Source organism: Exercitatus varius, from assembly GCF_029577735.1.
Lineage (GTDB): Bacteria > Pseudomonadota > Gammaproteobacteria > Enterobacterales > Pasteurellaceae > Exercitatus > Exercitatus varius.
In genome coordinates this window covers 90,514-111,178 of the sequence record NZ_JARQTO010000003.1, presented here as the reverse complement: position 1 = coordinate 111,178, position 20,665 = coordinate 90,514, and the positions used below count along the sequence as shown (strand labels likewise).

At 46.4% G+C, this 20,665-nt stretch carries 18 protein-coding genes; 4 read left to right on the top strand and 14 right to left on the bottom strand.

Annotated features, from left to right (window positions below; genetic code table 11):
• Position 1 precedes the first annotated feature (1 nt).
• The 6 genes from mlaC to P7M01_RS04660 all read right to left on the bottom strand — a co-directional run bounded on the left by mlaC (position 2) and on the right by P7M01_RS04660 (position 6,010).
• On the bottom strand, positions 2 to 637 hold the full coding sequence (gene mlaC, locus P7M01_RS04685; RefSeq protein ID WP_317482294.1) for a phospholipid-binding protein MlaC: 636 nt from the start codon (positions 635 to 637) through the stop codon (positions 2 to 4).
• A gap of 29 nt (positions 638 to 666) precedes the next feature.
• On the bottom strand, positions 667 to 1,176 hold the full coding sequence (mlaD, locus tag P7M01_RS04680) for an outer membrane lipid asymmetry maintenance protein MlaD (RefSeq protein WP_317483234.1): 510 nt from the start codon (positions 1,174 to 1,176) through the stop codon (positions 667 to 669).
• Between the two features lie 105 nt (positions 1,177 to 1,281).
• Complete coding sequence (gene mlaE, locus P7M01_RS04675; RefSeq protein WP_394853219.1) at positions 1,282 to 2,061, bottom strand: lipid asymmetry maintenance ABC transporter permease subunit MlaE; 780 nt, start codon at positions 2,059 to 2,061, stop codon at positions 1,282 to 1,284.
• On the bottom strand, positions 2,058 to 2,855 hold the full coding sequence (locus tag P7M01_RS04670; RefSeq protein WP_317477046.1) for an ATP-binding cassette domain-containing protein: 798 nt from the start codon (positions 2,853 to 2,855) through the stop codon (positions 2,058 to 2,060). The genes mlaE and P7M01_RS04670 overlap by 4 nt, the downstream gene beginning before the upstream one ends.
• Before the next feature lie 165 nt (positions 2,856 to 3,020).
• On the bottom strand, positions 3,021 to 4,727 hold the full coding sequence (gene menD / locus P7M01_RS04665; protein WP_317482165.1) for a 2-succinyl-5-enolpyruvyl-6-hydroxy-3-cyclohexene-1-carboxylic-acid synthase: 1,707 nt from the start codon (positions 4,725 to 4,727) through the stop codon (positions 3,021 to 3,023).
• 2 nt (positions 4,728 to 4,729) lie between these two features.
• On the bottom strand, positions 4,730 to 6,010 hold the full coding sequence (locus P7M01_RS04660) for an isochorismate synthase (RefSeq protein WP_317483235.1): 1,281 nt from the start codon (positions 6,008 to 6,010) through the stop codon (positions 4,730 to 4,732).
• Between the two features lie 151 nt (positions 6,011 to 6,161).
• On the opposite strand from P7M01_RS04660, the gene P7M01_RS04655 reads away from it, so the two are divergent.
• Positions 6,162 to 7,376: a pyridoxal phosphate-dependent aminotransferase gene (locus P7M01_RS04655; protein ID WP_317477043.1), complete on the top strand. Its 1,215-nt coding sequence runs from the start codon at positions 6,162 to 6,164 to the stop codon at positions 7,374 to 7,376.
• Positions 7,377 to 7,441: 65 nt separating this feature from the next.
• Here the strand turns inward: P7M01_RS04655 and cpxA are convergent, their stop codons facing one another.
• The 4 genes from cpxA to yejK all read right to left on the bottom strand — a co-directional run bounded on the left by cpxA (position 7,442) and on the right by yejK (position 11,135).
• A complete protein-coding gene (cpxA, locus tag P7M01_RS04650) occupies positions 7,442 to 8,866 on the bottom strand; it encodes an envelope stress sensor histidine kinase CpxA (protein WP_317480795.1) in 1,425 nt (474 codons plus the stop codon).
• A gap of 20 nt (positions 8,867 to 8,886) precedes the next feature.
• Positions 8,887 to 9,591, bottom strand: coding sequence for a response regulator (locus tag P7M01_RS04645; protein WP_202935999.1), 705 nt, complete (start codon positions 9,589 to 9,591; stop codon positions 8,887 to 8,889).
• A gap of 41 nt (positions 9,592 to 9,632) precedes the next feature.
• A complete protein-coding gene (gene bamE, locus P7M01_RS04640; RefSeq protein WP_317483236.1) occupies positions 9,633 to 10,046 on the bottom strand; it encodes an outer membrane protein assembly factor BamE in 414 nt (137 codons plus the stop codon).
• A 69-nt stretch (positions 10,047 to 10,115) separates the two neighbouring features.
• Positions 10,116 to 11,135, bottom strand: a complete 1,020-nt coding sequence (yejK, locus tag P7M01_RS04635) for a nucleoid-associated protein YejK (protein ID WP_317483237.1) — start codon at positions 11,133 to 11,135, stop codon at positions 10,116 to 10,118.
• A gap of 112 nt (positions 11,136 to 11,247) precedes the next feature.
• Between yejK and P7M01_RS04630 the strand changes: the two genes are divergently transcribed.
• From P7M01_RS04630 to P7M01_RS04620, 3 genes are all read left to right on the top strand, one after another.
• Positions 11,248 to 11,463 carry a YejL family protein gene (locus tag P7M01_RS04630; protein ID WP_317483238.1) on the top strand — a complete coding sequence of 72 codons (216 nt, stop codon included), beginning with the start codon at positions 11,248 to 11,250 and terminating at the stop codon, positions 11,461 to 11,463.
• Between the two features lie 18 nt (positions 11,464 to 11,481).
• Positions 11,482 to 13,281: a DUF3413 domain-containing protein gene (locus P7M01_RS04625; protein WP_317483239.1), complete on the top strand. Its 1,800-nt coding sequence runs from the start codon at positions 11,482 to 11,484 to the stop codon at positions 13,279 to 13,281.
• A gap of 201 nt (positions 13,282 to 13,482) precedes the next feature.
• A complete protein-coding gene (locus P7M01_RS04620; RefSeq protein WP_202936004.1) occupies positions 13,483 to 14,472 on the top strand; it encodes an amidohydrolase family protein in 990 nt (329 codons plus the stop codon).
• Positions 14,473 to 14,660: 188 nt separating this feature from the next.
• On the opposite strand, the gene tsf is transcribed toward P7M01_RS04620, so the two are convergent.
• The 4 genes from tsf to ppiD all read right to left on the bottom strand — a co-directional run bounded on the left by tsf (position 14,661) and on the right by ppiD (position 20,634).
• Positions 14,661 to 15,512 carry a translation elongation factor Ts gene (gene tsf, locus P7M01_RS04615; protein WP_202936005.1) on the bottom strand — a complete coding sequence of 284 codons (852 nt, stop codon included), beginning with the start codon at positions 15,510 to 15,512 and terminating at the stop codon, positions 14,661 to 14,663.
• A 129-nt stretch (positions 15,513 to 15,641) separates the two neighbouring features.
• A complete protein-coding gene (rpsB, locus tag P7M01_RS04610) occupies positions 15,642 to 16,367 on the bottom strand; it encodes a 30S ribosomal protein S2 (protein WP_202936006.1) in 726 nt (241 codons plus the stop codon).
• A gap of 222 nt (positions 16,368 to 16,589) precedes the next feature.
• Positions 16,590 to 18,554 carry a YadA family autotransporter adhesin gene (locus P7M01_RS04605; protein WP_317483240.1) on the bottom strand — a complete coding sequence of 655 codons (1,965 nt, stop codon included), beginning with the start codon at positions 18,552 to 18,554 and terminating at the stop codon, positions 16,590 to 16,592.
• A 205-nt stretch (positions 18,555 to 18,759) separates the two neighbouring features.
• The gene (ppiD, locus tag P7M01_RS04600) at positions 18,760 to 20,634 is read right to left on the bottom strand and encodes a peptidylprolyl isomerase (RefSeq protein ID WP_317483241.1); all 1,875 of its coding nucleotides are present in this window, start codon (positions 20,632 to 20,634) and stop codon (positions 18,760 to 18,762) included.
• Positions 20,635 to 20,665: the final 31 nt, after the last annotated feature.

The window sequence follows — 20,665 nt, the reverse complement described above, 5'->3', positions numbered from 1 at the left end:
ATTATTTTTTGCTAAAAGTGACCGGAACGGCCGCTGCTTTCTGTACTTGCGCGGTTAAAGCGTCGATACCTTCTTTACGCAAAATGTTGCTCCATTCCTGTTTTTTGGTTTCAACCATGCTCACGCCTTCCGCCGTCATATCATAAACCTGCCATTGTCCGGTTTTACTGTTTTTACGCCATTGGAAAGTAAGATTCAGCGGTTGCGCCTGGATCAGTTTTACCTTGACGCTGGCCTGACTGTCACCGTTTAATTGAGCTTTCTGAACTTGTACGTCTTGTCCGTTGTACATGGTTAACGCCTGAGCATAAGCCTGCTCGATAAATTTATCGAAAGCGGCAAAGAACGTTTCGCGCTGCTGCGGCGTGGTCGAACGGAAATACTGTCCCAATACTAACGATCCCGCATAATTCACGTGCACGTAAGGCATTAAATCGTTACGCACGATATTTTTCAGCATATTCGGATTGGATTTGATTGCCGCATTATTGGCTTTCAAATCGGCAAACAACTTATCCGCCGCCCGCTGCGTTAATTCATAAGGACCTTCCGCCGCCGTCACGGTTTGCACGGCCAAAAGTGCGGTCGCCAATACGACCATTTTTGATAACCACGTTTTAAATAAAAGCTTCATGATTACTCCTAAACTTTGCTTTCCTAATAAAATTACTGAGCTGCCGGCGTTTCGCCCGTCGTCGCTCCGTCTTTTTTGTCCTTATCGCCGTACAAGAACTGGCCGATAAGATCTTCCAACACCATCGCCGATTTGGTATCTACAATTTTGCTTCCCTCTTTCAGCATGGCGGTTTCACCGTCATCAAAACCCACATTCAAAGAAATATACTGCTCGCCCAGCAATCCCGAAGTTTTAATGGAAAGTGAGCTGTTGTCGGGGATTTGATTGTATTCGTCATTCACCGCAATCGTCACTTGCGGCAAATAGGTTTTTTCGTCCAACGAAATGTCCGTTACACGACCAATCACCACGCCGCCCACTTTCATCGGCGCACGAACTTTAAGACCGCCGATATTATCGAAAGTTGCAGTGATATGATAGGATTTTGTTTCGTTAAACCCTTGCACGTTGGCGACTTTCAGGCACATAAACACTAAAGCCGCAATGCCCAGCAATAAGAAAAAACCTACCCAGAATTCATATTTAATTGTTTGTCGCATAATTTTTTAACCTAATTTTTAACTATTCCGCACGGGCTTGCCAGCCCCAAAAAACTGTTCCGTTTTTGACCGCACTTTTACGCCGCAAAGCCGATCCGAGTTTTATCAGCCGCCGAACATGATGGCGGTTAACACGAAGTCTAATCCCAATACCAATAAGGAGGCGTGCACCACGGTTTGAGTCGTCGCCTGACTGATGCCTTCCGCGGTCGGCACGCAGTCGTACCCGTTAAACAACGCCACCCATACGACGGTGAACGCAAAAACCAGACTTTTAATAAACCCGTAAACCAAATCTTTGGTGGCGACCGCATTTTGCATCACCGACCAAAAACTGCCGCCGTCTATGCCCTTCCAGTCCACGCCGATTAAGGAACCGCCAATCACGCCCACCGCCGTAAACAGCACGGCTAAAATCGGCATGGCAATCACACCCGCCCAAAAACGCGGGGCAATCACACGTCGGAGTGGATCCACCGCCATCATTTCCAAACTGGAAAGCTGTTCCGTCGCTTTCATCAGACCGATTTCGGCCGTCAACGCGGAACCCGCCCGACCGGCGAATAAAAGCGCAGTCACCACCGGCCCTAATTCGCGCAATAACGCCAATGCCACCAGCTGACCGACATTCGCTTCCGCCGCGAAATCCACCAGTACGACATAACCTTGCAAACCCAGCACCATGCCGATAAAAAAGCCCGACATCAAAATAATCAGCAAAGATTGGACGCCAAGCACATGCAACTGTTTAAGCAATAACGGCGTGTGCTTGCGAAATTGCGGTTTGCCCACCAGCGCACCGAACAACATAAAGCCCGAACGTCCGAGCGCCTGCACGGATTTGATAGCGGCCGCGCCGAAGTCAGAGATTAATTTCACAATCATTGGAACAAATCCCCCAAATAATCATCGGCGGGATAATGAAAACGCACGGGGCCGTCTTCTTTCCCTTGAATAAACTGCACCACTTGCGGATCTTCGCTTTTCAGTAAATCCGCCGGTTTGCCTTCCGCCACGACCCGTTTATTCGCAATAATGTAAGCGTAATCGGCAATACTCAATACTTCCTGCACATCGTGGGAAACTACGATAGAGGTCAGATTCAACGCTTCGTTCAAACGTTTGATTAAGCTGATAATCACGCCCATGCTGATGGGATCCTGGCCGGTAAAGGGTTCGTCATACATGATTAATTCAGGATCCAGCGCAATGGTTCGCGCCAAAGCCGCACGTCGCGCCATGCCGCCCGATAATTCCGACGGCATTAAATCCGCCGCACCGCGCAATCCCACGGCTTCCAGCTTCATCAGCACCATTTTGCGGATAATGGATTCCGGCAAGCGGGTATGTTCGCGAATGGGAAACGCCACATTCTCAAAGGTCGAAATATCGGTAAACAAGGCGCCGGACTGAAACAGCATTCCCATGCGTTGACGGATTTTATACAATTCCGAACGAGACATTTTGCAAATGTCGGCGCCTTCGAACAGAATTTCCCCTTGTTCCGGGTGCAGTTGCCCGCCAATCAGTTTTAACAGCGTGGTTTTACCAATTCCCGACGGCCCCATAATTGCCGTGATCTTGCCTTTTTCCACGCGCAAATTTAGGTTGTCATAAATGGTTCGTTCACCACGTTTGAACGTGAGATTGTTCACTTCAATCAGTGTGTTCTCACTCATTGTAATTTTCCATTTAATTTTCTCAAAAATAAAAGGCGGATTCTGTCAAACCCACCTGTTTGCCCTTGTATTTATACGAACGCATTTAAATTATAGACTGTCAAAATGCCGAAATGTTCGCCGCAGTAAAAAACCTTCATTTTTTTGACCGCACTTTTATTCCGCTTACGCCCCGATTACGGCAAAACTAATCTGTTCCAGCAAACGTTTATACAAATTGGTGGCATCGTTCGGACCGGCTTTAATTTCAATCACTGTCGCTTCTTTGCGCATATACGCCTGTTTCAGCACGGAACCCAAATCCGCCCAGGTGTAAGGGCGGGCGTATTTGAGATCGAAAACCGACGCCGCTTCCGCAAAACCGAGATTATGCGGCAGCCGATAATAAGCGTTTTTCGCATCGGCATCCACCGGCAGCATATCGAAAATTGCACCGCCGTTATTATTAATCACAAACAGCACGAACGGCTGCGTCACTTTTTTCAGTAACGCCAAAGAATTCAAATCATGCAGCGCGGACATATCGCCAATCACGGCCGCAACCGCCTGATTCGCGCCGATGCCGACGCCGACGGCGGTGGCGATTAAACCGTCGATGCCACTGGCGCCGCGATTGGTATAAATCGGATAATTTTCGGTACGCTTGGTTAAGGCGTCCACTAATCGCACAAATAAACTGTTGCCGAGGAATAAGGCCGCATTTTTCGGAAAAGCCCGCTCAATGTGATGAGCCAACGAGGCTTCGTTCAAACTGCCGCCCACTTGTTGCTCGATGAAACTAGCGCAGAAATTCGATAACGCCACCGCTTCCAGCAGCCAAGGTTTTTGCCGCAACGGCGGATGCGCGCGCAGCCATAAATGCGCTTTGGCGTTAAAACGGGTTTGAATATGGTGATAAGGATCAATCCGCTTCGGCGATTCGTCCACCAGCCAAAACTCGCCTTTAAAATCCGATAAAAACTGATTAATGCGTTTGCTGACAAAATGCGAACCCAGTTGAACCACCAAATCCGCCTGCAATAATTTTTCCCGCACGGTTTTGTTAGCAAGCCAGATGTCGGCGTAAGGCAACGTCGGTTCCACGCCGGATTGCACATCGGTTAACAGCACCCAGCCCATGGTTTCCACCCAAAGTTTCAGCCCCATGCCGTGCCCTTGCGGCAATTTGCCCGCCACAATCACACCGCGCTTGGTGCGCCAGTCGTCCCAATGTTCGTGCATTAACACTTCCAGCTGCGGTTCCTGATATTCCGCCCATTTTTTGTTTTGCCCTAACCAGCGACGAACCGGCCCCAGCCAGACGTGTTCGTCAATTTCGTTCACATCGGCTTCATATAAAGGCTCGGCGAAAGGCACATTGATATGCACCACGCCTTTCTCTACAAACTGGCGGTGACAAGCCTGATCCAACGTGGAAATCAGCCATTTCGCGGCGTAACTCTGACTCGGTTTCGGTAAATTCACGGTCGCGACAGGATAATGCGCGAACATATTTTCCTGCAAAATCGCCTGATTGGCTCCGCATTCCAATAATTCGGGCGGACGATCCGCCGTTAAGACGATCAGTTTTTCACCGCTTTGACGCGCTTCCACAATCGCCGGATATAAATTGGCCGCCGCCGTGCCGGACGTCACAATCACCGCCGCCGGCGAATTGGAGGATTTCGCCATGCCCAAGGCTAAAAAGCCCAAACCGCGCTCATCAAAATGGGTATGGCAATGTACTTTGCCGCGTTCCTGTAAACGGACAGCTTCAAGAGTTAACGGAGTTGAACGCGATCCCGGCGCGATACACACGTGTTTCACGTTATGACGAACCAAAGTTTCCAAAATCACTTTTGACCAACAACGGTTAAAGGTGCTGATTGACATAGTTACTCTCCGTGATGTGTTAATAAGGTTAATAAGCCCGAGGCTTTGCGTTCTATTTCCCGCCATTCTAACAGGGGGACGGAACCCGCCACAATGCCCGCGCCGGCAAAAACGCGGATTTTATTCGATTCAATAAATGCGGAACGAATAGTTACGCAGAATTCGCTGTGATTTTTGGTCATAACGCCCAATGTTCCCGCATACCAAGTGCGGTCAAAATTTTCCGTGTTTTTTAAAAAATCCAACGCTTTTTTTTGCGGCAAACCGGAAACCGCCGCGGTAGGATGAATCGCCTGTAAACAAGCGGCGTCGGAAAACGGCGGTTTTAATTCCGCCTGAATCCGACGACGCAAATGTTGCACGCGGCGAAGCTGTTTCAACCCCACTTCGCCCACATCCAGCCGCCGGACATAATTTGCTAAGTTATCACAAATATCCTGAACCACCAGCAGATTTTCGTTGTCATTTTTCGGATCGCTCAGTAACCATGCGGCTTCCCGCTGATTTTGAATCGGATCTTCGCTCATGGCGGCGGTGCCGGCTAACGCTTCCGTTTGAATAGAACCGTTGTGCCGGGCAAACAGACGTTCCGGCGTCGATCCCACAAAAGTCCGCTGCGGATTTTCCGCGTATAAAAAATGATAACATCCGGTATTTTGCTTTTCGCTTTCGGCTAAAAAATCTTTACCGTCAATGGGATTTGACGCAACAAAACAGGTTTCGTTCGCCAGAACGACTTTGGTGAAATCTCCGCACTCAATGGCGTCGACCGCTTTTTGCACCCAGGCGCGCCAGCGGTTTTCATCCGCTTTTTGCGTATCGATTCGCAACGGTTGCCGCACCGGCGAAAGTGCGGTCGAATTTGACAACGTTTTTATCGCATCCAGCGCCGCCTGACGTTCGCTTTGCGGGTTTTGTGCGCCGTCCGCATAAAGCGTGGCGTACAGCTTATTATCCGTCTGCTCCAATACCATTCGCGGCAACCAGAATGTCGCCCGTTTGTCAAAAGTTAAACCGCCCACCACAAGCAAATCCGTTTGGCGGACAAATTCCTGCGCCGAAATCTCGCTGGAAAACGACCGCACTTTACCGATAGCGGCAATGCAGCGGGCGCTGTCGCGAAAGTTCAAATAATATTGCGGGAACATCGTCTGCCCTTTCAGCCACGGCAACAGCGAACCGACTGCCGGCATTTCCGCCCGAAATGCGGTGATCGTCGGAGATTGTGGGGTGAACGGGTGCGTTTTGACTTGTTCTGACAACGCGTGCTGTAATTGTTCCATTTGCCTGCGACAGAGGTTAATCCATAAAAATGGCGGCTATTTTACCGCAAATAAAAAAATTTTTTTAGCAAATCTTTTATTCCGCCCGAAATGGGGGTAAAGTGCGGTTAATTTTCCGCAAGTTTTTTATTTTAGCAGTAAGGAACGTTTAATGACTTTTTTTCCTAAATCCGACAAACTCGAGCACGTTTGTTACGATATTCGCGGTCCCGTTCATCAGGAAGCGTTACGCCTTGAAGAAGAAGGTAACAAAATTTTAAAACTTAACATCGGTAATACGGCGGCATTCGGTTTTGAAGCGCCTGACGAGGTGCTGGTGGATATTATGCGCAATATCGCCACTTCGCAGGGTTATTGCGACTCGAAAGGCTTATATTCGGCGCGTAAAGCGATTGTGCAATATTATCAATCCAAAGGCATTATGGGCGCGACGGTGAACGACGTATATATCGGCAACGGAGCGTCGGAACTGATTACGATGTCCATGCAGGCATTATTAAACAATGACGACGAAGTGTTGGTGCCGATGCCGGATTATCCGTTATGGACGGCCGCCGTCACCTTGGCCGGCGGTAAAGCGGTGCATTATTTATGCGATGAAGAACAGGATTGGTTTCCGTCCATTGAAGATATTAAATCCAAAGTCACGCCGCGAACCAAAGCGATTGTAATCATTAACCCTAACAATCCGACAGGCGCCGTTTACAGCAAGGAACTGTTGGAAGACATCGTGGAAGTGGCGCGCCAGAACGATTTGTTGATTTTTGCCGATGAAATTTACGATAAAATCACTTACGACGATGCGGTGCACTATCATATTGCGGCACTGGCGCCCGATTTACTCACGATTACTCTGAACGGTTTATCCAAAGCTTACCGCGTATGCGGTTTCCGCCAGGGTTGGATGATTTTAAACGGCCCGAAAGCGCGGGCAAAAGGTTATATCGAAGGGTTGGATATGATTGCGTCCATGCGTTTATGCGCTAATGTGCCGATGCAGCACGCGATTCAAACCGCATTGGGCGGCTATCAAAGTATCAATGAATTTATTGTGCCGGGCGGGCGCTTATATGACCAACGGGAACGCGCCTATCAGCTGTTAAACGATATTCCGGGCGTCAGTTGCGTAAAACCGAAAGGAGCGTTATACATGTTCCCGAAAATCGATATTGAACGATTCAATATTTACGACGATGAAAAAATGGTGCTGGATTTATTGCGTCAGGAAAAAGTGCTGCTGGTACACGGTCGCGGTTTTAACTGGCATAAACCGGATCATTTCCGATTGGTCTTTCTGCCACATATTCAAACACTGGACGACGCACTGAGTAAATTTGCCCGTTTCTTAAAAAACTACCGCCAATAAGCGGAGAATCAGATATAAGGTAAAAAAAAGCATCGATTGATGCTTTTTATTTTGCCTGAATAACGTTATTTTTCCGTCGCAAGCGGCAACTCCATTACAATCCGTAAACCGCCGAAAGGACTTTTTTCCGCCCAAACCCGGCCCTGATGCTGCTGCACGGTATTGACGACAATCGCTAATCCTAAGCCGGTTCCTCCGGTCGTTCGGGTGCGCGCTTCATCAACACGATAAAAAGGTTTAAAGATTCGCTCATATTCCTGTTCCGATACGCCGGCGCCGTTGTCGTCCACAATAATCATCATAAGATCGCTTTTCTTCAGCGTCATCAAGGCGACAATTTTATTATTCGTATACTTTAATGCGTTCCGCAAAATATTTTCCAACGCACTGGCTAAGGCTTCTTTATCACCTAAGATTAAATAGCGTTCGGGATGTTTAATTAATTGAATAAAAGTAAAATCGATCTTACGATGTTCCGCTTCGAATTCAGCATCTTCAATCACTTCATTCCAGATGGAATCGACGGTCAGGTAATCCCGCTCCAACTGCAAACGTAACTGGTTTCTGGAAAGCAACAACAAATCGTTGATCATTTTATCCAAACGTTCGGATTCCATCTCAATCCGCTTGGTTTCCGGATATTCGCCCACACGGCGACGCAATAAGGCCACCGCCAACTGCAAGCGGGTTAACGGCGTACGCAGCTCATGAGAAATAGAGGAAACCAATCGTTGATGGGTATCCAATAATTCCGCCAACGAGGTGGTCATATGGTTTAAACTCTTTCCTACCTGGCGTAATTCAATCGGCCCTTTATTCTCCAAATCGGGATTGGTGACAAACTGCCCGAGAGAAACCAATTCCGCCGCCTGTCTGAAACGCGTGATAGGTATACCGATTCTCCAGGCCAACAGCAACAAGACGGGCGTAGAGGCTAACGCAATAATCAACATGACCAGAAACGGATGAGCGAACAAATAAGAAAGAAAGACAAGATGCGTATCCACCGGAGAGACGAAATACATTAAATAAGCCACATCCTTAGGCTCATTATGTTCATTAATAAGATTCACGTTAACGGAAAAAGGCCCGACAATGCGTCTTTCATTAACCACCTGTACCATTGGATTGGAGAAATCGTTAGAACGAAAAATAAAATTTTGAACATCAGGGTATTCGTCGGCCGAAGTTCCCGCAATTTCTTTCGTATCCGGATTAAACAATACGGCATGCAAATCACTCGTTTCTTCAGTAGGCAACGAATTTTTGGCAAATCCTAAAATACGATAGATTTGATTTGTCCGGTAAACGGAAAGAATTTGTTTGTGATAGGTGCGCAACTCCTCACTTTCCAGTTTCTCGGGCCCATGGCTGTCCAGAAAGTGCAAAAGAACGAATGTAATACTCAAGGTGGTAAAAATAACCAGCCAAAACGACGCAAGCAACTGAAAGGAAAGGCGATTAATGCGTCGGTAAAAAAAGGAAAGCAAGACTTCCGCCTTATTATTCGTTATTCGGTCAATAAAATATAACCCCGTCCGCGCACGGTTTTAAACCAAGGCAAACCATGTTCGCGCTCAGGTAATTTTTTTCGTAAGTTTGACATATGCATATCAATAGTGCGATCAAACGGTACCAGTTCTTTACCCAACGCTTCAAGACAAAGTCGCTCGCGGGAAATAATCTGTCCCTGATATTTAACCAGAACATATAACAACGCAAATTCCGAACTGGTCAGTTCCAACGTCGAATCATGATAAACCACTTGCTGACGGGTCGGATAAATTTTCAGACCGAAAAACTCCATATCCTGCATTTCATCCATTTTGGATGATAAACCCGAAATCGGGGCGGCATTGGTTGTCCGGCGCAAAATCGCTTTAATTCGCGCAACCAGTTCTCTATCATTAAACGGTTTCGGCAGATAATCGTCCGCGCCCAGTTCCAAACCGATAATACGATCAATATCGTCACCGCGGGCGGTCAACATCAGAACCGGCACGACCGATTTCTGACGGATTTGTTTAAGGGTTTCGATACCGTTCAATCCCGGCATCATGACGTCAAGTAAAACCAGACAAATACTATCATCCAGTTTTTCCAGCGCTTCCAGACCGTTTTGCGCCGTCACGACTTCAAACCCTTCCAGTGACAGCAGTTCCCCTAAAAGATCCGTTAATTCGACGTCGTCATCAACTAATAAAATTTTCGTCATTAAAGTATCCTATGTATTTGATCAACGTTCCGGCTGAAAAATCATTTCCAGAACTGCCACCAACTACCCGATTCCTGCGGGGTAGCTTCAATAATGGCGTTATTTACCACTTCCCTTTTGGTTTCAGGTAACGGTTTATCCAGATTAAAATCCGTGACATTGCCCGCCTGATTAAAATTCACCGTTAAAGTATGTTGCTGCGGCGCTTCATACGCATTTTGCTGCAAGTAAACGTAATACCAGGTTTGCGTACTGAAAGGATCCTGCAACACCGGCGTGCCCAGTAAATATTTCACCTGCTCGCGCGTCATCCCCACTTGCAGTTTATCAACCGCAGATTTTTCCAGATAGTTACCTTGCGGTACATCGATGCGATACACGACTTTTTCCACCGTTGAACATGCAGACACCACAAATGACATGCAAAGTGCGGTCAAAATTAGTTTAATTTTCATTATGCTAGCCAGCCTTGTTGTTTTAATTTATAGATAATGATGATACAGAAACTTCAGAAAATTGCCAAATTAATTATCATGCTTCAAATTCCGTTGTAATTGATCGCGCAGGTTTACCGGCAATCCGTGAATCGTTAAACTGTCCGCTTCTTCGTCCCAGATAATGCGCTGATTCATTAACGCCGCATCAAAACTGATAGTGATGCCTTTTCCCGAACCGGAAAATTTGGTCAGCGCTTTTAAGGTCGAACGCACCGGCGGAATTGTCTCTTCCAGACCGTAATCCCGTTCATGGGTAAAGGAGGCGAAAGACCGTTCATTTAGAGTGGGCAATTCCGCAGAAAGTTCCGCTAAAGCGATGTCATCGCCGGCATGAATTTGTCCTTTACAATAATCGAATACTTGTTTTTTCACCGCTTGGGTCTGTTCTTTATTCAACTCGCCCTGAACGCAGTAATCGCTCACTGCCTGCAATAAACACTGATTTTGCACTTGTGGGTTTAAACCTTCGTCCGCTCCTAAGAAATCCATAAAAAAATCACCGACTTTGCGCCCGACTCGGCCTTTAATAAACGTTAAGTAACGGTTTGACTGCGCGTTTAACTGTAAATCCGTTAAATTAATCCGTGCCGCAAGATCAAATTGATTAATGTTCAGATATTGGGTCCGGTGAATCTCCAGATTTTCATCCACTAACATGCTGATTCGGCTGTCCAGCAATGCGATAAACAGATAATCCGTCGCTAAAAAGTTATATTGGCATAAAACCAGCGTACCGCTTTCCGCGAAGGCATATTTACCAAGCTCGGCTGCCAGTAATTGCGCGGATTCATAACTAAACGGTAGAAAATCCGTTTCCCGCTCCAATAACCGATTTAATTGCTGAGCAAACAACGATTCCCGCTTAAACACGCCGTAGCCTTTGGCTTTACCTTGATAAGCCCGATGCAGTTCGAGCATTAACTGTTCCACTTCCGGACTGATTTGCAAAAGATCGTCGCGTAATACGGTATCTAACTGAAAATTTCCGTCTTCCGCAGTTTGCTTAACCAGCTGATGTAACACAATTTGATTGACTGTAATGCTCATTTTACCGCCCGAATAAAAAGAAATTTATAAAACGTCGCTAATTATAACCGCACTTTACACGAAAATGTGATAGGATCGCGAAATTAAATCCACAGAAAATTCAGATCTGATTATGGCTAAAAACTCAAAATACCCGGACAAACAAGTTGATGCGGTTTTACACGACATGATCGCCGTGCTGGAAAAGCACCAGGCGCCCGTGGAACTGTCGCTTATCGTCATGGGCAATATGGTCACCAATTTACTCACCAGCAGCGTGGGAACCCACCAGCAAGTCGCATTGGCGCAGGCATTTTCCGATGCGTTAATGAATTCGGTAAAAAAATAAGTCTGGCGCCGGAATGCTATGCTTTGGTTGAAAAACGGTAAAATCAAATTCGATCGGCAATATCGAGAGCAAACCTCCCAGAAAATATCCTGGGGGCATTGGTTTGCTTTCTTTAATATTATTTGGGCGGTTTTAATCGGTTCCCGCTACGCTTTCATTATCGACTGGCCGCATACGTTTTTTGGTAAGCTGTACTTTTTCATCAGTCTGCTCGGGCATTTCAGCTTTGTCTGTTTCTCGCTTTATTTGCTGGTTATCTTTCCGCTCAGTTTCATCATCAAAAACGAACGCACTTTTCGCGGAATTTCCGTAATTTTCGCGACCCTTGCCACTACCTTGTTACTGGTGGATACCGAAGTTTTCGCCCGTTTTAACCTGCATCTTTCCTCCGTCGTCTGGAATCTGCTGGTAAACCCCGAAAACGGAGAATTATCCCGTGACTGGCAGATTTTCTTCACGCCGATGCCGTTTCTGCTATTGGTACAGATGGTCTTTTCCCGCTGGGCATGGTACAAGTTACGCAGTCTGGAACGCCAAAAATGGATCCGTCATGTGGGTTTCGGCTTAACCGCATTATTTATTTTTTCTCATTTGATTTATGCCTGGGCGGACGCCACCATTTACCGCCCGATTACCATGCAAAAATCCAATTTCCCGTTATCTTATCCGATGACGGCGCGCTCGTTTCTGGAAAAACACGGTTTCTTGGATAAAGAAGAACATCAGGCAAAAATTAATCAGGAAGGCAACGCCGACGCGCCCGCCATTCAGTATCCGAAAAATACATTAACTTACGAAACGACGGCGGAAAAACCGAATGTGTTAATCATCACCGTTAACGGTTTGCGGCAAGATGCGATTCAAGCGGAAAAAATGCCGGCCTTGTATGAATTTGCCTCTCGCGCAACCCGGTTTAACAATCATTACACCACCGGATTAACGGGCAATGGCGCCGTCACCGGTTTATTCTACGGTTTAACCGCCAACTACACCGACAGTTTATTGAATCAAAAACTGTCTTCCGTACTGGTGGACAAATTACGCCGGGATCAATATCAATTCGGCTTATTTTCCGCAACGAACTTCAACGACAGCATTTTCCGGCAAGCGCTGTTTTCGCAAGTCAGAATGAAGCAAGGTAAGAAAAATAACGAAAGTGCGGTCAAAAATTGGCAACAATGGTTTAATCGCCGGTTAGCGGATACGCCGTGGTTCAGTTATCTCAGCTTAAATTTAACTCAACCGATGAAAGAGAAAAACTATAAGGATCTCGCTGCGGAACAACAGGCTTACGAACAACTGCTGAAACAAACGGATCAATTGTTAAATCTTGTATTGTCCCAATTACAGGCGCAGAATCAGTTGGAAAATACGGCGGTGATTATCACCTCGGAACGCGGATATGTCTTCCGGAAAACGGAAAAAGAACAGCTGGAATATTTCGCGCCGGAAGCCATAAAAGTACCGATGATTGTTTCCTGGAAAGAGTTGAATACGGGTATCGAAAACAAATTAACCAGCCATATCGATGTGGTGCCGGCGCTGATGTACAACCTGTTCTGGGTAAAAAATCCGAACTCGGATTATACGTTAGGGCATAATCTGTTCGATCATACTCAACGTCCGACGGAATGGGTTCTGCTGGCGGATAGCCGTCAGAATGTCATTGTTGTGCCGGATGGTACGCAATATCACCTTGACCGCAAAGGAAACTATCAAAAATTTGACCGCACTTACGAAAAAACTTCATCAACCCGACCGCCGCTCGGCCTGTTCCTTGATGTTTTTACGCAAAGTCGATCTTTTATTGAAAAATAACGCTTGGACGATTATACTAGCGACCTAGCATCCATAGAGACTAGACGACAATGTTATTAATGAAAAATCAGAGAGTTTTTTATAACATTCCTTTCAATGCAGCCGGCTTGGCAATACTGGTTAGCACCTTTTTTCATACACCCATCTGTCTATCGCTAATCTCATTTATTTCACCGATTTGTTCTTTTTACGGAGTTATATATGAAGAATCACGTTCGTAGTTTTAAAACCTACATCCGGGACGAAATCATTAAAAAAGGCGGTTGGGTTAACGCTCACGCTCATGCTGACCGGGCATTCACCATGACCCCCGAAAAAATCAGCATTTACCATAACAGTAATCTTCAACAGAAATGGGATTTAGTGGATGAAGTTAAACGAACATCAACCGTAGAAGATTATTACGCCCGTTTTTGTCAGGCTATCGAATTAATGATTTCCCAGGGCGTGACGGCATTCGGTACTTTTGTGGACATCGATCCGGTTTGTGAAGATCGTGCAATTATCGCCGCCCATAAAGCCCGTGAAGTTTATAAAAATGACATTACGCTAAAATTCGCCAATCAGACATTAAAAGGCGTAATTGAACCGACCGCCAGAAAATGGTTTGATATCGGTTCGGAAATGGTGGATATGATCGGCGGTTTGCCTTATCGCGATGAGCTGGATTACGGGCGCGGACTGGAAGCCATGGATATTTTGCTGGATAAAGCCAAATCTCTTGGGATTATGTGCCATGTGCATGTGGACCAATTCAATACGCCGAAAGAAAAAGAAACGGAACAACTTTGCGATAAAACTATCGAGCACGGCATGGAAGGCCGTGTGGTGGCCATTCACGGCATTTCCATCGGCGCGCATTCGAAAGAATACCGCTATGCCTTATACGAAAAAATGCGACAGGCTAAAATGATGATGATCGCCTGTCCGATGGCCTGGATCGACAGCAACCGTAAAGAAGAGCTTATGCCGTTTCACAATGCATTAACCCCGGCGGACGAAATGATCCCGGCTGGCATCACGGTCGCACTGGGTACGGATAATATCTGTGACTATATGGTTCCGTTATGCGAAGGGGATTTATGGCAGGAATTAAGTCTGCTGGCGGCGGGTTGCCGTTTCCCTAATCTGGACGAAATGGTGAATATTGCCAGTATCAACGGCCGCAAAGTCCTCGGCTTAGACGTTTAAAATTAATTCATCAATAAAAAACCACCTTACGGTGGTTTTTATTTTTCTGAAACGATTTTCGACTAGATGACCAAAAACATAATAAGCGAAGCTTTGTTTTAATAACGGAGTGCTTTTATAACCATTCCGTCTGCAATAAAAAAGCAGGCGCTAAGCCTGCTTTTAGGAAGTTTTCCATAAATTGAGAATTAAGCGTTGCCGCCTGTGATTTTCGCTACTTCGGCCGCAAAATCTTCTTCCACTTTCTCAATACCTTCGCCCACTTCAAAACGGACGAAACCGGATACTGTCGCGCCGGCTGCTTTTAAGAAATCACCGACGGACTGTGCAGGATCCATAACAAACGGTTGACCGGTTAATGAAACTTCACCGGTGAATTTTCTCATACGACCTTCAACCATTTTTTCTGCGATTTCGCGCGGTTTACCGGATTGCATTGCGATATCCACTTGGATGTTACGCTCATGTTCAACAACATCCGCAGGCACGTCCGTCGGATTCACATAATCCGGACGGCTTGCCGCAACGTGCATTGCCACTTTTTTGAACAATTCTTCGTCACCGCCCTGACCGGCAACCAATACGCCGATTTTCGCACCGTGCAAGTAAGATGCGCGCGCGTCATCCAAGTATTGAACACGACGAATAGTCATGTTTTCACCGATTTTAGCCACTAACGCCGCACGTTTTTCTTCAAATTGCGCCGCTAACGCTTCAATTTCAGTGCCTTTGTTAGCCGCCGCATAATCCGCCACTTCATTTGCCAAGCCTAAGAAACCGGAATCTTTTGCAACGAAGTCGGTTTCACAGTTCATTTCGACTAACACACCGAAACCGTTTGCAATACGTGCAATGATCACACCTTCAGCCGCTACGCGACCCGCTTTTTTCGCTGCTTTAGCCTGACCGGACTTACGCATGTTGTCGATTGCCAATTCGATATCGCCGTTCGCTTCAACTAACGCTTTTTTACATTCCATCATACCTGCGCCGGTACGTTCACGAAGTTCTTTAACTAATGATGCTGTAATTTCAGCCATTTTCTTGCCCTCTAAAATTGAGTTGGAATTTGATTGAAATGCGATGTTGTAAAAACAACGTAAAAAAACACCGCACTTTAGAATTTGAAATAAAACAGGGAACCTTCGCCCCCTGTTTTTTATGCCGGATTACTCTGCCGCTTCTTCAGCAAATTTTTCTTCAACCGCTGCTTCGGCTTTGCGACCTTCTTTCACTGCCGCGGCTGCAGCAGTTAAGTATAATTGAATCGCACGAGTGGCGTCGTCATTACCCGGGATAACATAATCAATATTATCCGGGCTTGAGTTAGTATCAACAATCGCGAATACCGGAATACCTAAATTGTTCGCTTCTTTGATGGCAATGTGTTCGTAATCGGCACCGATAACGAAAATTGCATCCGGAAGGCCCGCCATATCTTTGATACCGCCAAGGCTTAATTCCAATTTAGCCATTTCGCGTGAACGATCTAACGCTTCTTTTTTGGTTAATTTTTCAAATGTACCGTCTTGAGATTGCGTTTCCAAATCTTTCAAACGTTTGATTGACTGACGAACCGTTTTCCAGTTAGTCAGCATACCACCTAACCAACGATGGTTTACATAGAATTGCTGGCAATCTAACGCCGCCGCTTTAACCGCTTCGCTTGCCGCACGTTTTGTACCGACGAACAAAACTTTACCGTTGTTGTTTGCGATACGGGTTAATTCGGCTAATGCTTCGTTGAATAACGGAAGGGTTTTTTCCAAATTCACGATATGAACGCCGTTACGCGCACCGAAAATGAACGGTTTCATTTTTGGATTCCAGTAACGGGTTTGGTGACCGAAATGTACGCCTGCGTTAATCATTTCACGCATTGAAACTTGTGCCATAATATTTTCCTTTTATTGGGGTTGAGCCTCCACATACCAAGTAAACCGACCGTTTGGCACCCCGATTTACCCGAACGATATGTGTGTGTTGTTAATAAAGTTAATCGATTATTTTTGAAAGCCAAAAATAACCGCGACTTTATATCATAAAGTGCGGTCAAAAACCAGCGAATTTTTTCCGAAATAAAAAACAGGGCTTCGAAAGCCCCGTTTTCAGTCCGATTACCACTGATACATATAACCTGCGCCGGTCATACCGTAACCGCGGGTATCCGCACCTGCGCTGAGCTTAATAATATGTTTGCCGTTATCGGACAAGCGGGAATATCCCACCGCAATTGCATTTTCGTTGCGATAATTAGCCACACCGACGCCGACGCCGCTACCGCCGTTTTTCGTCACTTGCGGAATATTTGCCATCGCACCGGCTTGGGCAATTCCCGCCCGCAGTTTTTTGTCCACCCGGCGTACGTTTGCATTGGCATTATTCATGCTGTTACGCAATTGACTGACGTTAACCGCGTCGGTATCCGCCGTTCCCGGCGCTACATTGCTAATTTTCTTGTCGTTCATGTTAATACCGTCGCTGTTTATTGTCGGACCGTTATTCACTTGAACCGTATCAGCCGTCACCGTATTAAATTTCGGATTATCCGACACCGCTACATTGATTGTTTTGCCCGAACCGCTGATTTCCACATTACGACCGGCATTAATCGCTACCGTGTCGCCGGCTTTCACGCTATTATCCGTTGCCGTATAAGTGTTCTGAGTGGCGCCGTTTGCCGTTGCATTATCCACAGACGATGTCACATTCCAGCTGACATTATTCACGGCATCAATCACGTTCTGCACTTTTGCAATACTGTTAGGCGTCACATTACCGTCCGCAACGGCTTTACCGTTTGCCGTGGTCATATTTCCCGTGTTCACGTCCACTGTCACATTACCGTTATCAACGGTGATATTCGCCGTAGTGCTGTTCACAAAATTTAACGTATTACCATCAATCGGCGTGGCTTTTTTGTTAATTTCATCCGTCAATGTTTTTGCAACCAGATAAAGCTGGGAACCGTTAATCGCATCGGTGGACGCCATCGAAATGTTACCCGCCGCCACATTTTTGATCTGGCGATACGTATTATTATCCGATTTACCTACTGACACTACGAGCCCGTCGCGTTCCGGTTGCCCCGCAAAACCGCTGTAAGTAATGCCGTTAATCGTGGCCGACGTTTCCGTGGTTGCCGTTTCACCCGTTGCCGACCCCGAACCCAAGGCGACGGATTCATTCAATGTCGCGCTGGAATAACGCCCCAACGCCGTCGAATAGATTGCATTGGCAACGGCATGCGAACCTAGAGAAACGGCGTCAATCCCGCTTGAGTCGGACTGATAGCCCAGCGAAACGGAGGCATTTCCGGAAGAAACCGATTCAACGCCGATAGCGATTGCCGCACCGTCTTCGGTAACGCCGCTTACATTCGCTAAATGGCCGATGGCGATCCCCGCTACGGATGAAACCGTTGTCGCATTACCGATGGCGACGGCGTTTCTGGTTGAAATGGTAATTCCCTGACCAAGTGCGGTCGAATTTTGAGTAGAATTTGTATCGGAATTAATCGTGTTGTTCGTCCCGATCGCAACGGAATTATGGGAGTTAACCCAGTTATTCGAACCGACCGCCGTCGCATTATCCGAGGCGACTGTCGAAACGGTGTTTAAGCCCGTAATATTATTCGAAGAAGCCGCGCCGATAAAGGTACCAACCGTATTATGATAACCATAACCGATAGATTGAGAACCGTTGACGTTATTGGTATCGCCGTATGCCTGTGCATATTCGCCCAGCGCCTGGTTGCCGTCACCAAATGCATTGGCGTGACTGCCGTTTACGCTGTTTTGATTACCAAAAACACTGGAACTGTTTGATGTCGTCAATACTTCATTGTATTGCCCCACCACCGAATTACCGTAACCGGTGCCGGCTATCGGTGCGACATATGTCGAACCGTTGCTCGTCGGCGAATCCGCCGGTGTGGAATATGCCGGAGCAATAGCGTTGTTTTGGCTAACGCCATTGGCCGCGTCATTCTCCGCATAAATGAGTGTTGTTGTATCGGATGCGGTTGCAGTTGAGGCTGCGAACGCAGCAACCATTCCCATGGTTAACGTATTAATTTTCATAGTACCCCCTTATTGGTTCCAAAATAACATCAAGACAAAAAATAACTTATCTTTACAAAGATATTTATTAGAATAGACTTAATTTACAATTTTATTGGTACGACCACAGTCAAAATCAGGTCTAACCACTTATTAATCCGACCGCACTTTCAAGATAAAAAAAACCGCTGAGAAATCCCAGCGGTTTATTTTTAACTTTTATCTGTTAATTATCTTCGTTCTGCTTCATAAAAGATTCATTCACTTCAATCTTCGCTTTCACCCGTAATGACTGCAACAAATGGATCTGAGCATCACGCATTTTATCCTGTAACACTTGCGCGTCGAAACGCTGACGTAAGGTATCGTCTACCTGCCCGTCTTCCACTTTGTCTAATGCTACGATCATCACATCGCCGTTATTGGCTTTTGCCGCCTTATAAGCGGTCCGGTTTTCTTTCGGCTGCATCGTGAAAATAATATTGTTTAAGGCCGGATCTTTATTTTCCGCATAAACCCATTTTTCTTCCGCGCCGAAGCTAATACCCGCCGGTAACGGTTTATCGGCTTCCAACTCTTTAACAATATTCTCGGCCTGCGCCAAAACGGCGGTTTCCGCTTTCTGACGTTTTAAGAAATCGGTAATTTCCTGACGGGCCTCCTCCAGACTTCTGGTGCCTTCCGCTTTATGATCCACTACGCGAACGACGATGGAATGTTGATCGCCCACATTCATCGGTTCGGAATTCACATTGCCTTGCGACACGTCACCGTCAAACATTGCATTCACCACAGACGGGAAATTCAATTCCGCCGGCACGCCGTTACGCGGAAAATAATCGGTTTCTTTGACTTCCACACCGGCCGCTTTCGCCGCAGCGGTTAATGAAGTGCGATCTTCGAAGGCTTTCTCCGCCACCTGTTTTTCCAGCGAATAAAATTGGTTACTGACCAAATCCCGACGAATAGCCTGAGTAATCTGTTCTCTCACTTGTTCAAGCGGCAATAACGCGGAATCTTTGCGATCCAATACCCGAATAATATGGAACTGACCGTCCACATTGACCGGCGTACTGTAACGGCCGACTTCAAGAATTGTTGCCGCATCCTCAAATTCTTTCGGTAAATCGCCGGCGTTCAACCATCCCAAATCGCCGCCGTTTGCGGCAGAAACTTTATCATTGGATTTCTCTTTTGCTACAGTAGCGAAATCCGCACCTTTTTGTAAGGCTTCATACGCATCCAAAGCCTCTTTTTCGTTTGCCAGTTGAATATGAGCGAGGCGTTCTTGGCCCTTTGTGGTGAAATCCGCTTTATGATCCTGATAATATTGCTGAATTTCCACATCAGTCACTTTCACCGCTTTTTCCGCAATCGCCGGCGTTAAATCCAGATATTGCACTTTAATTAATTCCGGAACGGTAAATGCCGATTTATTCGAATCGTAATAATTCCGGATTTCTTCTTCCGTCACCGTTTGCTTCGCAATTTCGGCCGCTAACGGTAAATGCGCCAAACGCACGGTGCGGGACTGAAAGAATCCTTTGGCGAAGGTATCCTGACTGGCCGGCACTAAAAAAGCGGTATCCGTCAATGCACTTTGCAGTTGCGCCAAACGTAACGCTTCGCGCAAATATTGCGCATAAGCGTCCGAGCTCAAATTATTGTTACGCAGGAATAATTGGTAAGTTTCATTGCTGAATTTGCCGTCCACCTGAAACTCCGGCGTACGCACAATTTCCCGTTTAATCTGTTCATCGCTCACGGCGATATTCAGTTCGTCACCATATTGGCGCAATAATTCCTGATCAATCAAACGGTTAAGCACGGTCTGGCGTAATCCCGCGGTAAATTCCGGCGTATCCGATAAAGCGGCGAACTGCGGGCCTAACTGTTGTTCCAGACGTTGAAATTCATTGTTATATTGCTGTTGAAAGTTTTGTTGGGAAATTTCTTCACCGTTCACTTTTACGGCCGAGGTATCGGAAGACGAACCCAGATAGCCGTACATTCCCGAAATCACGAATGAAACGGCAATAGCGCCTAAAATGGCTTTCGAAACCCAGCTATTGGCGGCATGGTGCAATTTTTCCATTAACATGGCGGTTAATCCTATATTTAAAAATAAAAAT